This window comes from Rothia sp. HC945 (genome assembly GCF_051370785.1).
Taxonomy (GTDB): domain Bacteria; phylum Actinomycetota; class Actinomycetes; order Actinomycetales; family Micrococcaceae; genus Rothia.
In genome coordinates this window covers 107,451-121,397 of sequence record NZ_JBFCSN010000002.1, presented here as the reverse complement: position 1 = coordinate 121,397, position 13,947 = coordinate 107,451, and the positions used below count along the sequence as shown (strand labels likewise).

Annotated in this window: 13 protein-coding genes and 2 tRNA genes; 12 read left to right on the top strand and 3 right to left on the bottom strand. The window is 63.7% G+C overall.

The features are described 5' to 3' along the window. The first annotated feature begins 74 nt into the window (after positions 1 to 74). From AB0Y14_RS09130 to AB0Y14_RS09115, 4 genes are all read left to right on the top strand, one after another. Positions 75 to 149: transfer RNA gene (locus AB0Y14_RS09130), tRNA-Asn, on the top strand. Between the two features lie 581 nt (positions 150 to 730). Next, positions 731 to 1,615: a phage holin family protein gene (locus tag AB0Y14_RS09125; protein WP_436588952.1), complete on the top strand. Its 885-nt coding sequence runs from the start codon at positions 731 to 733 to the stop codon at positions 1,613 to 1,615. Positions 1,616 to 1,827: 212 nt separating this feature from the next. Then, positions 1,828 to 3,012: a glycosyltransferase gene (locus AB0Y14_RS09120; protein ID WP_436588951.1), complete on the top strand. Its 1,185-nt coding sequence runs from the start codon at positions 1,828 to 1,830 to the stop codon at positions 3,010 to 3,012. A gap of 110 nt (positions 3,013 to 3,122) precedes the next feature. Next, positions 3,123 to 3,199, top strand: a tRNA-Ile gene (locus AB0Y14_RS09115). Positions 3,200 to 3,303: 104 nt separating this feature from the next. Here AB0Y14_RS09115 and AB0Y14_RS09110 read toward each other — a convergent pair. Continuing rightward, on the bottom strand, positions 3,304 to 3,522 hold the full coding sequence (locus AB0Y14_RS09110) for a hypothetical protein (RefSeq protein ID WP_129315736.1): 219 nt from the start codon (positions 3,520 to 3,522) through the stop codon (positions 3,304 to 3,306). A gap of 140 nt (positions 3,523 to 3,662) precedes the next feature. Further along, positions 3,663 to 4,178: a M23 family metallopeptidase gene (locus AB0Y14_RS09105; protein WP_436588950.1), complete on the bottom strand. Its 516-nt coding sequence runs from the start codon at positions 4,176 to 4,178 to the stop codon at positions 3,663 to 3,665. Positions 4,179 to 4,568: 390 nt separating this feature from the next. Between AB0Y14_RS09105 and rpsB the strand changes: the two genes are divergently transcribed. The 8 genes from rpsB (at position 4,569) to AB0Y14_RS09065 (ending at position 12,423) form a co-directional block, all read left to right on the top strand. Then, entirely contained in the window at positions 4,569 to 5,474 is a 906-nt protein-coding gene (rpsB, locus tag AB0Y14_RS09100) for a 30S ribosomal protein S2 (RefSeq protein ID WP_436588949.1), read from the top strand. Between the two features lie 110 nt (positions 5,475 to 5,584). Further along, positions 5,585 to 6,415: a translation elongation factor Ts gene (gene tsf, locus AB0Y14_RS09095; protein ID WP_436588948.1), complete on the top strand. Its 831-nt coding sequence runs from the start codon at positions 5,585 to 5,587 to the stop codon at positions 6,413 to 6,415. 115 nt (positions 6,416 to 6,530) lie between these two features. Further along, positions 6,531 to 7,265 carry a UMP kinase gene (gene pyrH / locus AB0Y14_RS09090; RefSeq protein WP_436588947.1) on the top strand — a complete coding sequence of 245 codons (735 nt, stop codon included), beginning with the start codon at positions 6,531 to 6,533 and terminating at the stop codon, positions 7,263 to 7,265. Between the two features lie 154 nt (positions 7,266 to 7,419). Then, a complete protein-coding gene (gene frr / locus AB0Y14_RS09085) occupies positions 7,420 to 7,977 on the top strand; it encodes a ribosome recycling factor (RefSeq protein WP_436588946.1) in 558 nt (185 codons plus the stop codon). Then, positions 7,977 to 8,825, top strand: coding sequence for a phosphatidate cytidylyltransferase (locus AB0Y14_RS09080; protein WP_436588945.1), 849 nt, complete (start codon positions 7,977 to 7,979; stop codon positions 8,823 to 8,825). Before frr ends, AB0Y14_RS09080 begins: the two co-directional genes overlap by 1 nt. 28 nt (positions 8,826 to 8,853) lie before the next feature. Further along, positions 8,854 to 9,474: a DivIVA domain-containing protein gene (locus tag AB0Y14_RS09075; RefSeq protein ID WP_436588944.1), complete on the top strand. Its 621-nt coding sequence runs from the start codon at positions 8,854 to 8,856 to the stop codon at positions 9,472 to 9,474. 102 nt (positions 9,475 to 9,576) lie between these two features. Next, entirely contained in the window at positions 9,577 to 11,433 is a 1,857-nt protein-coding gene (locus AB0Y14_RS09070; protein ID WP_436588943.1) for an ABC transporter ATP-binding protein, read from the top strand. Between the two features lie 66 nt (positions 11,434 to 11,499). Further along, the gene (locus AB0Y14_RS09065) at positions 11,500 to 12,423 is read left to right on the top strand and encodes a hypothetical protein (RefSeq protein WP_436588942.1); all 924 of its coding nucleotides are present in this window, start codon (positions 11,500 to 11,502) and stop codon (positions 12,421 to 12,423) included. 1 nt (position 12,424) lies between these two features. Here the strand turns inward: AB0Y14_RS09065 and AB0Y14_RS09060 are convergent, their stop codons facing one another. Next, entirely contained in the window at positions 12,425 to 13,621 is a 1,197-nt protein-coding gene (locus AB0Y14_RS09060; RefSeq protein WP_436588941.1) for a 4-hydroxybenzoate 3-monooxygenase, read from the bottom strand. Between the last annotated feature and the right edge of the window lie 326 nt (positions 13,622 to 13,947).

Below are 13,947 nucleotides of genomic sequence, written 5' to 3'. Positions count from 1 at the left end.
GGCCGTTTTGCGTCGTGTCAGCGAAGCCTGTAGAGTTTAGTGCTGTTGCGAGCGTTGAAGAACGTCAGTAGCGGTCCCCCGTAGCTCAACGGCAGAGCATTCGACTGTTAATCGAAGGGTTACTGGTTCGAATCCAGTCGGGGGAGCCACAGGAGCCCGGAATATCAGGCAAGTAGCCAGGTATTCCGGGCTTTTTTCGTCAGACACCGCCCGGAGCCGCTTCGGGGCTCCTTTTAAGGGGTTGCCGCTCGAGGGCCGGCCGGGCCCGGGATCCGATGTTGCCTGGAACCCGCTGCTCGACATCACAAGAGCCGAGATGTGCTGAGGGGGTCGACTCCAACAATGGGCAATGAAAGTGCGATTCACGGTGCAGATCGTGACGACGTCGTCGTTCCCTGAAATTCTTTCGGCGAGTGACGCAATCGAATTTCGGAACGTTTCCTCTTCTCGTTCGAAGGGGTTCTGCAGACGATGGACGCCGCGCGAGCGGGGGCGGTCGAAGCCGCAGTCTTGCCAACCGGCGGGCGGGCGAGGGCGCCGTCCCGCGGCTCCGGCTCGGACCGGCACGTGGTACGGATCTGAAATAGTTCGAGGTATTCGGTTCGTGAGCAGGTTCCCCAGAAGAACAAAAAAACTCAGAAGCCCGTTCTCACGTGGCACAACTCTCTATGTCGCCCCAGAAATGATAGGTTTGGCTGTGAAATTCAATGACATTGACTAGGGAGGCTTGATGTCTCACTCCATCGACAACGGAGAGACCACTGACCAGCAGAAGCCCCGTTCATACCGGGGAGGCGTCAGCTCTCTGAAGGCTGGGGCCAGCCAGGTCCTGGGTATCGGCAAGGTGGCCTCCCGCTTGGGCCCCAAGCAGATCAAGGACGAAATCCAGATCGCCAAGCTGGAGATGAAGGACAAGGGCGTCAAGCTCGGCGTGGGTGCCGCCTTCGTCGTGGTCGGCCTCGTCTTCCTGCTCTTCGCGACCATTGCTCTGATCGGCGCGGCCATTGCCGGTCTCGCGACCGTGATGCCGCTGTGGCTCTCGGCGCTGCTCTTTGCCGCCTTGTTCATTGTCTTGCTGGCAATCTTCGCGCTCATCGGCCTGTTGAAGATCAAGAAGCAGCTTCCGCTCAAACCGGAATCCGCGATCTTCGGCTTCCTCTACGACCTCGGGGTTGCCAAGGAAGGCTCGTCCTACACCTCCAGCCGTGTGCGTCGTGAGATGCAGGAGAAGCAGGAGGCCAAGGCCGACGAGAAGCAGAAGGCCAAGGAAGAGAAGAAGAACCAGGAGAAGTCCGGTCAGGCGCCGGAGAATGCGCAGCCCACCCAGGATCAGCTGGAGCAGCGGACCAAGGCCCGCCGCGACCATCTGAAGTCCCTCCGGGACGACTTCGGGAATCAGTTCTCCTCCGTCCAGTCCTCCGCGACAGGACTCGTGGACAAGTCCAAGTCCGATGCCCAGTCGGCTCCGGACCGGGCGAAGTCGGCGGCCTCGAACTTCACCGCCAACGTGTCCGACCCGGAGAACATCAAGGCTCGGTGGAAGCCGTTGACCGCATTCGCCGTATCGGTCGGAGCATTCTTCGTGTTCCTCGGCCGCCTGTTCAAGAAGAACTGACTCGGCTCACGAGTTACCGGCCTCAAGCCGAAGAAGACGCCCGCTCACCATCTGGTGGGCGGGCGTCTTCGCATGTTCCCTGGCGAAGACCGGTCGAACCATGAAATACGCCTCACCCGAAGACGAGGGACAGCTCGCCCTCGGTCGGTAGACTGTGGGGGACCGCGTGGACGCCACGACCCACCAAGCAGACGACGGAACGCGACCGAGCTATGACTACCAGACCCTTGAAGATCCTCATCGGCGCGGACACCTATCCGCCGGACATCAACGGTGCCGCACAGTTCGGGCACCGGTTGGCGGAGGGCATGCGGGATCGCGGTCACGACGTGCACGTGCTTGCGGCGCGGACCACCAGCGGGCCTTCGTACGACATCGAGATCGATGGCATCACCGAGCATCGGCTGCGTTCCCACCACCCGCCGACACACCCGTACTTCCGGTTCTGCTTCCCCTGGGAGATGCAACGGAGGGTCGGCCGGTTGCTCGAGGAGATCAAGCCCGACGTCGTGCACATCCAGTGCCACTACATCATTGGCCGCATGCTGTCCTGGGAATGCAAGCGGCGGGGCATCCGGTTGGTGGCCACGAACCACTTCATGCCGGAAAACCTGAACCCTTTCCTCCCGTTCCCGAAGCTCGCGCTGGACGTGATTGCGAAGTGCTCCTGGATGGACATGGAGCGGGTGCTCGGTCGGGCCGATCACGTCACGACGCCGACGCCGATCGGTGCGAAGGCCATGCACGACCACGGTTTTGCGACGCCCGTCATCCCCGTGTCCAATGGCATTGACTCTGCGGTCTACGAACTGGGTCCGGGGGAGGAGATCGACAAGCGCGACCACCCGGTGATTTTCTTCGCCGGTCGCCTGGCGGTCGAGAAGAACATCGACGTGCTGATCAAGGCCCTGGCACTGTTGCCCGAGGAGCTCGACGCGCATCTGGAGCTCGCCGGCAGCGGCGAGATCGAGGACGATCTCAGGGCGGTCGCCCGTCACGCCGGGGTTGAGGACCGGGTGCATTTCCTCGGGTTCGTTTCCGACGCCGAGCTTCGTGCCGGATATCTCCGGGCCGATGTTTTCTGCCAGCCGGGGACCGCCGAGTTGCAGTCGCTCGTGACGCTCGAGGCCATGTCGGCCTCGAAGCCCGTGGTCCTCGCCGATGCTCTCGCCCTGCCGCACCTTGTCCGGGCAGGAGAGAACGGATACCTCTTCGAGCCGGGCAACGAGCAGGACCTCGGCGAGAAGTTGGCGCGCGTGCTCTCCGCGACGCCCGAAGAGCGACGTCGCATGGGAGAGGTCAGCCACACCATGGTCAAGAAGCACGATGTCGACAAGACCTGGGACGTCTTCGAGTCCATGTACGACGGCTCGTACAGCGGCTCAGAAGGCCAGTGATTCGAAGGCCGCGCCCCGACCGACAAGCGGATGGACGTTCGCTGCCGCGGGATGCGGTATCCTGGATTGCCGGTCTGTCCCGTTGTCTGCGGGATCCAGACCCTGCATTCGGGGGGTTAGCTCAGCTGGTCAGAGCAGAGGACTCATAATCCTTTGGTCGCGGGTTCAAGCCCCGCACCCCCTACCACCAGGCCCGCCCGGCCCGGAACGATCCGGGCGCGGCGGGCTCTCGGCCTTCCCCCGACCCCTTCCGAGCGACGGACCGGGCGTGTGCAGGGGGGCATTGCGGGTTCATTTTCCCGTGCGTGACCAATCGACGTCGCGACCGATGGTGGGAGCCCATTTCTCGATGGTTTCGGTCTTCCAGCCGTACCATTCGGACGTCTTGGACCCGTGCAGTATCGCGTCGGGCTTCGGCATGGTGCCTGCATTATGACGCTGTTGGATAGCGGCCGGAGTCATGCCCAGGGCCACTGCGATCTTGTGGCGGCTGACGTAGTGAATGGTCACGAGTGATGGATTCCTTCCGAGCCCGCAGGCTCTGAGTCGGGCACTGCACCATCACCCTAGGCGATTTCGGAATCCGCGGCAGAGTGTGGTTCACAGCGTGGAACGTGCCAGTGCGCCACGGCCCCGCCCAGGCTCATCCGCTAGGGGCCGGGGCCACGAGACCGCGGCAGGAGGACGGAGGGATGCAGCGCTCCCACCAGGCTCAGCGGGTTGATGTATTCGTCTCCGTCTCTGACGCCCCAGTGCAGGCACGAGGCGCAGCCTTCGTGCCGCAGCTCGGGATCACGGCGAGCTACGACGGTGCCCGCGGTGACGTGTGTTCCTCTCGGAAGTTGGTCGATCACGGGCTCGAAGCTGGTCCGGAGTCCGTCGTCCGTGGTGATGGTGATGACGCCACGATCCACGACCCAGCCCGAGTGGGATACGGTCCCGGATGTGGGGGCCCGTATCTCCTGGGCCTTGGCGCAGTCCAGGTCGATGCCGCGGTGTCCCGCCGTCCATTTCTGGACGGGTTTCGCGAAGGGGCGAACAACAGGTGGCCTCGGGGAGAGGGGCCAGCTCCACGATGGGACGCGGAGGGGTGTCGCAGACGGTGCGGTCCAACCTGCGGACAGGACCGTGAGCGTGGTCAGAACCAACGCGAGACGTGAACGCATGACGTCAGTACATCGCCGCTCACGGTTCGGGTCGGCGTCGTGCGAGGGGCCCGCTCGTTGTCAGTGGAAAAGTGTGATTGATATCGGTGAATATTTGGTCGGTGGACAATTCGCGCGTGCTGTATAGTTGCCGTAGCAGTGGACGATCTGTGTCCGCTGACTTCGCGTGACCTGTGCGTCCTTCGGCAGACGCAGGACGGTGCCAGCCAACGGTCCGCCACCCGCACGGTGGCGGTAACGGCCGGTTCAGGACCCGCTCGGGGCCTCCCGGCGGGGAATCGCAGATCGCCAGGAATGCGGTGGGCTTGTGTCCACCCGAGACAACCGATAACTACGAGGACGGTGCGTGACCCAGAAGCACGTGGGGCGTACCGCACCAAAGGAGACGACATGCCCGTCGTAACTATGCGCCAGCTGCTCGATTCCGGTGTCCACTTCGGTCACCAGACCCGCCGCTGGAACCCGAAGATGAAGCGCTTCATCTTCACCGAGCGCAACGGCATCTACATCATCGATCTGCAGCAGTCGCTCGAATTCATCGACCGCGCGTTCGAGGCCGTCAAGGCAACCGTTGCACACGGTGGAACCATCCTCTTCGTGGGCACCAAGAAGCAGGCCCAGGAAGCCATCGCGGAGCAGGCAACCCGCGTCAACATGCCGTACGTCAACCACCGTTGGCTCGGCGGCATGCTCACCAACTTCGCCACGGTCTCCAAGCGCATCGAGCGCATGAAGGAACTCGAGCAGGTCGACTTCGACGACGTCGCCGCTTCGCAGTACACCAAGAAGGAGCTCCTCCTCCTCCGTCGCGAGTTCGAGAAGCTCGAGAAGACCCTGGGCGGTATCCGCAACCTGTCCAAGACCCCGTCGCTGCTGTGGGTCGTCGACACCAAGAAGGAGCACCTCGCGGTCGACGAGGCACAGAAGCTCGGCATCCCGGTCGTTGCGATCCTGGACACCAACTGCGACCCGGACGAAGTCGCCTTCCCGATCCCGGGCAACGACGACGCGATCCGCTCCGTGAACCTGCTGACCCGCGTGGTCGCCGACGCCGTGGCCGAAGGCCTGCTCGAGCGCAACAACAAGCAGGCCGGCAAGGCGGACGCCCCCGAGGAGCCCATGGCAGAGTGGGAGAAGGAACTTCTCGAGCAGCACGAGGCCCAGAAGTCAGAGAAGGCCGCCGACGCTGAGACCTCCGAGAAGGCAGCTGATGCCGAGACCTCCGAGAAGGCTTCGGAGCCCGAGGCATCGGAGAAGACCGAGGCTCAGGAATCCGCCGAGGCTTCTTCCAACTAATTCCCAGTTGACCGGTCCGCGCACGATCGGACCGCACAGCAACCGCAGGGCCGGGCCGCACCGGCCCGGCCCTGCGTCGACGTGCTCATCACAAAACCTAAGGAGTTCAGATGGCGAACTACACTGCAGCCGATATCAAGGCGCTGCGCGAACGCACCGGTGCCGGCATGCTCGATGTCAAGAAGGCTTTGGACGAGGCCGAGGGCGATCAGCAGAAGGCCATGGAGATCATCCGCGTCAAGGGTCTCAAGGGCGTCACCAAGCGCGAGGGCCGCGCAACCGCTGAAGGCCTCGTCGCCGCGCGCGTCGAGAACGGCGTCGGCTACCTCGTCGAGGTCAACTCGGAGACCGACTTCGTGGCGAAGTCCGCTCCGTTCATCGAATTCGGAAACGACGTTCTCGAGGCGGCCGTGAGCGCGGACGCCGGCAACCTGGAGGACCTCCTGAAGGCCACCTCCAAGGGCAAGACCGTGGAGGAGCAGGTCACCGAGGCCGGCGCCCTGCTCGGCGAAAAGGTCGTCGTGCGCCGCGTCGCACGTCTCGAGGGCGACAACGTCGCCGTCTACCTGCACAAGACCTCGAAGGACCTGCCCGCACAGGTCGGCGTCCTCCTCGCCGTCGATGGCAAGGACGCCGAGGAAGTCGCCCACGACGTCGCCGTCCACATCGCCGCCATGGCACCGAAGTTCCTCGACGAGTCCGCGATCCCGGCCGAGCAGGTCGAGTCCGAGCGTCACATCGCCGAAGAGACCGCTCGTTCCGAGGGCAAGCCCGATAAGATCATTCCGCAGATCGTCCAGGGCCGTCTGAAGGGCTTCTTCAAGGAGAACACCCTCCTCGACCAGGACTTCGCCAAGGACTCCAAGAAGTCCGTCGGCCAGGTTCTGGAAGAGGCAGGCGCCCAGGCGACCGGGTTCGTGCGTTTCCGCGTCGGCAACTGACAAACCCAGTGATTGAGGGAGCGTCCACCGAGAGTGGGCGCTCCCTCTTTGCGTAAGCTGTTTGCGACAGCGCAGACCAACCACGACCAGCAGGGCCGGGAGCCCAGGAGGATCAATGTCCGTCAATACCACCCCCTCAGCCGCACCCCACCGGCGTCGCGTCTTGCTCAAACTCTCTGGAGAGGTTTTCGGCGGCGGCCGCGTCGGCATCGACACCGCAGTCGTGCGCAAGTTCGCCGAGCAGATTGCCTCGACCGTTGGGCAGGCGGAAACCTCGATCGTCGTCGGGGGCGGCAACTTCTTCCGGGGGGCTGAACTCTCCTCGGCCGGTCTCGATCGCTCGCGCGCCGATTACATGGGCATGTTGGGCACCGTCATGAATTCCCTGGCCCTCCAGGACATCCTCGAACAGAGCGGGGTGAACACCCGCGTGCAGTCGGCCATCGAGATGGCCCAGGTCGCCGAGAACTACATCCCTCGGCGCGCCATCCGCCACATGGAGAAGGATCGCGTGGTCATCTTCGGCGCCGGAGCGGGTCTCCCGTACTTCTCGACCGATACCGTGGCGGCCCAGCGAGCCCTCGAGATCGGTGCCGACGAGGTGCTGGTGGCCAAGAACGGCGTCGACGGTGTCTACACGGCGGATCCGAAGGTTGAGCCCGACGCCGAGATGCTGGCCCACCTGACGTACGGCGAAGCCCTTCACCGCGACATCCGTGTGATGGACCAGACGGCGTTCAGCCTGTGCAAGGACAACAACGTGACCATGCGCGTATTCGGCATGCAGGGTGAGGGCAACGTTGCACGCGCGATCCTCGGTGAGGAGATCGGCACGCTGGTTACCGCCTAGTCCTACGGGTACGGCGGTTAGCCCCGTCCGGAGCGGGGTGGCTAGACTGATTCAGGAGACTTTCGCCGACGTCGCGACCGGTCCGTTCGGGCCGGTGCCACGTTGTAGCGGCCCGGCCGGAACAGCCGGGTGCACAGAGAATGAGGAGATCGAAGTGATCGAAGAAGCCCTGTCCGATGCCCGTACCAAAATGGGCAAAGCCGTCGACGCCGCGAAGGAAGATTTCGCCGCCGTGCGCACCGGCCGCGCCAACCCGTCGATGTTCTCCGGCGTGCTCGTCAGCTATTACGGATCCCCGACCCCCTTGCAGCAGCTGGCTTCCTTCCAGAACCCCGACGCCCGCACGCTCCTCATCACCCCGTTCGACAAGACCTCCCTCAACGACATCGAGAAGGCCCTGCGCGATTCCGACCTTGGCGCGAATCCTGCCAATGACGGCAACGTGATTCGCGTGGTGATGCCCGAGCTCACGGAGGAGCGTCGCAAGGATTACGTGCGCATGGTCTCGGGCAAGGCAGAAGATGCCCGCGTCTCGGTGCGCAACATCCGGCGCACGGCCAAGACCTCGATCGAAAAGGCCGTCAAGGACGGCGAGACCGGCGAAGACGAGGGCAACCGGGCCGAGAAAGAGCTCGACGCCATCACGAAGAAGCACGTCGAGCAGATCGACGACCTGCTGAAGCGCAAGGAAGCCGAGCTGCTCGAGGTCTGATGTCGTCTCCCGCAGACCCCTCGACCTCGCCCAAGAAACAGTCCAAGGCCGGCAGAAATCTGCCGGCCGCCATCGGCGTCGGCGCGAGTCTGGTCGTCGTCGTCATCATCGGACTGTTCTTTGTCCCGCTGGTGATCGTGGCCCTCGCGGCCCTCGCGGCCGCCGTCGGCACGTGGGAAGTCGGTCGGTCCCTCAACCACAAGAGGGGAATGCGGGTCCCACTCGTGCCCGCCGTCGTGACGGGCGCACTGTTTCCCTTCGCCGCCTATTACGGCGGGGGAGAAGCCCTGATCCTGTCGGTCCTCGGAGCGGTGGTTCTGCTGACTCTCTGGAGGGCCTTCGGGCGAAAAGACGGAATGCTCCAGTCCATCATGGGCGGGATCTTCGTGATGAGCTGGGTTCCGTTCATGCTGGCCCTTGCGGTCCTGATCTTTCGTGAGGACAATGGGGCCGCCAAGGTATTCACGATCGTGCTCATGGCCATCGGCAACGATACCTGGGGGTACGTCGCGGGCGTTCTGTTCGGGAAGCACCCCATGGCCCCGAGAATCAGCCCCAAGAAGACGTGGGAAGGATTCGCGGGCTCGATGGTCGGTTCCATGGTGGTGGGAGTGCTGTGCGCAGTCTTCCTGCTCCACGGGCCGTGGTGGAATGGGCTGGTGATCGCCGTGTTGCTCGTCATCGCTTCCACGGTCGGGGACCTCGCGGAATCGATGGTCAAGCGCGAAATCGGCATCAAGGACATGAGCAACATCCTTCCCGGCCATGGCGGAGTCATGGACAGGTTGGATTCGATCGTCTTCGCCGCGGCCATCGGCTACGTCATCTTCGCCGCACTGCTGGTCTGACCCAACCCGATATTCACTGGAGGAAGCCATGCCCGGCTCATCGGTCCGAGAGCCCAATGACGCCGCCGTCACGGCGACGCAAGAAACCCATCGCATAGGTCGGGTCCCGCGCAAGCACAAGGGATACTCGACCTACCAGGTTCGGCAGATCCTTGACCGGTGCGGCCAGCAGGCCGAATCCCTGCGCGCCGGCAACCCGGAGCTGACGATTACCGCCGCCGAGATCCGAGGCACGGAGTTCGACCAGGAAAAGGGCGGCTACCGGCCGGCGGATGTCGACCGGGCCCTGGAATCCTACGAGGACCATTTCGCCGAGGTCGAGAAGAACGACGTCCTCCGGAATCAAGGACAAGATGCCTGGCACGACCACGCATCAGGCCTGGCAGACCTCGTGATGGGGAGGCTCAAGCGACCCGACGGGGAACGGTTCCGGCGCCCCGCCAGGCGCCGCACCGAAGGGTACTTCGTGGGCGACGTGGACCGTCTGTGCAGGGAGCTGCTGGACTACTTCCGCAACTCCGACGACATCTCGCCGGCCAAAATCCGCAGCGCTTCGTTCAGGCCCGCAACCACCAAACACGCCTACGACGAGGCTCAGGTGGACGCGTTCCTGGAACGAGCCATCCAACTCACTCAAGCATTGCGCTGATTTCGCTTCGGCGGTCGACGACCGCGGACGCTGATCACACCGTCCGATGACCGCCGTGCCCCCTTCCGACATCGCGGCGTCGTGCTCTGGAAGGAGAAGACTATGCGCAGCATTGCTCGCATCATGAGGGCCACCGGCTCGCTCTGGCCCTTCTATCTCGGCATCCTGATCTGTTCGGTGCTCACCGCGGTCGGATCGCTCGCCACACCCTTCGTGCTGAAGTTCGCGACCGACGCCGTGGTCGCCGCTCTCAACGGGCACGGCGAGTCGACCGTCCGCATCATTTTTACGTTCGCCGGGCTGTACCTGGTTATGCAGCTGTTCAGCACGTTCATCTCGAATTACGGCGGCTACCTGGGCGACATCATGGGGCAGCGCATGCGGTCCCTTCTTTCGACCCGGTATTTCCACAAATTGTTGAGCCTGCCGCAGAGCTACTTCGACACCCAGCTGACGGGGTCCGTGGTCTCCCGCCTCAACCGGTCGATCGCGGAAGTCACGTTCTTCATCAAGTCGATGTCGAACAACTTCTTTTCGACCATCATCACGACGATCGCGGTGCTCATCATCATGTTCGTCTACTACTGGCCGCTGGCCATCTTGTTGCTCGTGATCTATCCGACGTATTTGTGGCTCACGGGTCTGACCAGCCGGAAGTGGCAGGTCTGGGAACGTGACAAGAACGAGCACATCGACTTGGCCGGCGGACGATTCAACGAGGTGATCTCGCAACTGCGGGTGGTCAAGTCCTTCGGCACCCAGGCCCGGGAGCTCGCGGCCTTCACCCGGCACTTCACGGATACCGTGTCACTGACCAAGGACCAGTCGCGGCATTGGCACCGCATGGACAACTTCCGCAGGTCGGCGCTGAACATTGTCTTCTTCCTGATGTACCTGTTGATCTTCTGGAAGACCCTTGAAGGCGACTTCTCCCTCGGCGACATGGTGCTGATGATCCAGTTGATGGCGATGGCTTCCCAACCGGTCGCGATGCTCTCGTGGATCATCGACTCGGCGCAGCGTGCGATCGCCGGATCCCGCGAGTATTTCGAGGTCATGAACCTGCCGGACGATCCACGGTCGGGCTCCGTGGTGGCCCCGACGGTGACCGCCACGATCAACCGAGTCTCTACTGACGGGCGCGACGAGCCGGCCTCGACGTCGAATTCGTCGGAGAACCTGCCCGACCCGGTCATTACCTTCGAAGACGTTGCCTTCGCCTACGACGGCGAGCAGGCCGTTCTCCGGGACATCAATCTGGCCGTGTCCAGGGGCGAGAAAGTGGCCTTCGTGGGCGAGTCCGGGGGAGGGAAATCCACCCTGATGTCCCTCCTTCAGGGGCTGTACATGCCCACCGAGGGCAGGGTTACGGTCGCGGGATTCGACACCTCGACCTCGACCCTGGGGCAAATGCGCGCGGCCATGGGCATGGTGTTCCAGGATTCGTCTTTGTTCTCCGGGACCATTGCGGAGAACATCGCCTATGCGAGGCCCCAGGCCACGCGGGAGGAGATCGTGGAGGCCGCGACGCAGGCCAACGCTGATGTCTTCGTCCGGCAGTTTGCGGACGGCTACGATTCCCTGATCGGCGAGCGCGGTCTCAAGCTCTCGGGCGGACAGAAACAGAGGATCGCGGTCGCCCGTGCGATTCTCAAGGACGCGCCGATCCTGATCCTTGACGAGGCGACCAGCGCGCTGGACACCCGGTCCGAACGCGTGGTGCAGGAGGCGCTGGACCGGTTGATGATCGGGAGAACCAGCCTGATCATTGCGCACCGGCTGTCGACGATCTCCGCCGTGGACCGCATCGTGACGCTCGAGAACGGGAGGATCAGGGAAGTCGGCACGCCGAGCGAGCTCGCGACCTCGGGTGGCATCTATTCCGAGCTCCTGGAGCTGCAGCTGTCCGCCACGGCCGCCGATCGGCAGCGACTCAAGAAATTCGGCATCGTCGGCTAGGCCGCACCGCGATAGGGCGAGGTGTCTCCGGTACCGTCGGTATCGCCGATTGTCGAAAGGATCACCATGAAGCTCTCCCGCACGGTCATCGTCTCCGGGCTCCTGGGCACCAGTGTTCTGGGCCTCGCGGGCCCGGCGGCCCAGGCATCGGAGGCGACCACGGCCTCACACGAGATCTCGCCGTACCTCAACGTCAGCGAGTCCAACGTCCACACGTTGCAGGACAACCAGGCAGCTACCGGCGTGTCCGCGGCGACCCTGGCATTCCTCAACGCGCGTCCCGGAAGCTGCGATCTCCAGTGGGACGCGGCCGCCGGGCAGGGGCCGGGGTATCTTCAGGAACAGATCGCGCAGTATCAGCAGGCCGGTGGCGCTGCCACGATCTCCTTCGGGGGCGCGGGCAACCGGGACAACCTCTTGGCCCACACGTGCGACGACGTCGGCCGCATCACCGAAGCCTACAGGCAGGTCGTGGACACATATGGGGTCACGCACCTCGACTTCGACCTCGAACAAGGGGCCCAGAAGGATGACGCCGCCAACCAGCGCCGCAACCAGGCCCTGGCCCAGCTCCAGCAGGAACGGCCCGAAGTCACGGTCGACTACACCTTCCCGGTCGAGCCGAGAGGGCTGGGTCCGGACGCTCAGGGTGTGCTGTCCGATGCCGCGACCAAGGCCGTGGCGGTCAATACCGTGAACATCATGACGATGGACTTCGGCAAAGAACAGGACACCGTCCGTTCCGGAAAATACGCAATCGACGGGACCAATGCGCAGCTGGCGGAGCTGTACGGCGAGCAACGTCCAGGACTCGGAGTGACCTTCAGTATGGGCGAGAGCGCCAACCAGCAGGACTTCACCCAGGACGACGCCAGGGAGCTCCAGAGCTATGCCGTCCAGCAGGGAGCGTCGAAACTGTCATATTGGCAACTGGCCAAGGACGCCGAGACCGATTACAGCTATTCCCGGACACTGGCCGGCCTCGGATAGGTCACCCGGACGTGGTCGGGCTGTCAGGCCATCCTGTGTACTGCTCGGCCAGGAAGGCCCGACCGTGCACGGAATCGACCAGGGATCGCAGCTCTCCTCGATGCCTCGCGGCGGCGAAGGGGCCCTCCTCAGGATCCTGGTGCAACATCCCGGTCATCCAGTAGGAGAAATTCTGCGCCTTCCAGACCCGTGCGAGGGCGGTCGAGGAATACTCGTCCAGCAAACCCGTGTTGCCTCCGACCGCGGAGGCCAGCGCCGGAGCGAGGACGCGAACATCGGCGAGCGCCAGGTTGAGACCCTTGGCCCCGGTGGGCGGAACCGTGTGAGCGGCGTCGCCGGCCAGGACCAACCGCTCATATCTCATGGGGTCGCACACGAAGGACCGGAATTTGAGCACTGTCTTCTCGAAGATGGGGCCGGTTTTCAGTGTCAGGTGATCCGGGCCTTCGACGCGCTTTTGGAGCTCGTTCCAAATATCCTCGTCACTCCACGCTTCCGGGTCGGTGTCCGGGTCGCATTGGAAATACATGCGTTGCACGTCCGCGCTGCGCTGTGAGATGAGCGCGAATCCGTGCGGGGACCGAGCGTAGATGAGCTCAGGGGCGCTCGGGGCCGCGGTGGCCAGGATTCCGAACCAGGCAAACGGGTAGGTGGTCGACGAGTGCGTGCGCCGGTTCTCCGGAATAGCGTTGCGGCACACGGATCGTGACCCGTCGGCACCCACGACGTATCGGGCACGGACCACCCGGCTGGAGCCGTCCGATTCCACGAAGCCTATGCCAGGGTTCTCGGAGTCGATGTCCAGGGGGCGGGCCTCGGACACGTCGTAGCGGACGTCCATGGCGTGACGGTGCGCGGCCGAGGCGAGGTCGTGGAAGACCTCGTTCTGCGGATACAGCCAGACCGATTCGCCGACCAGTTCGCGGAAATCGACCCGATGGGATTCTCCGTCGAAACGCAGATCGATGCCGTCGTGCCGGTGTCCTTCGGACAGCACCCGTGACCCGAGGTCTTCGTGGGTGAGCATCTCGACGGAACCGTGTTCCAGAATCCCTGCCCGGTGCGTCCGATGGATCTCGTCCTCGCCCCGGGAATCGACAGTGACCGTGGACAACCCTTCGCGGCGCAACAGGTGGGCAAGCATGAGGCCGGCAGGGCCTGCCCCCATGATGGCGACGTCCACCGACTGATCGGACATGGTTCTCCCTTCGACGATTGTTCCAGCTCACATCGGATCGGTGAGATCGCACAATGCTCGTTCGCATGCCGAACAAGCTGCCGCGAGGCCAGGCATGGAACGGTATGCTCCGCACGGTCGTGCCCCTCCGACGACCGGGCGAGTGCCACTTAATGCATTCCGAGGCGAAGTGTCTCTGCTGATACGGTGACTTGGGCCTCGCCACCCATCGTTTCGCATGAGGAGTCCGGCATCCGCCTTCGGGCGTCGAACCGACTGAACTCTTCCCTGCTTCCGGCGAATGGTCCTGAACGGCCCTCACCTTCTTCGACGCTGACTTTGGAGAG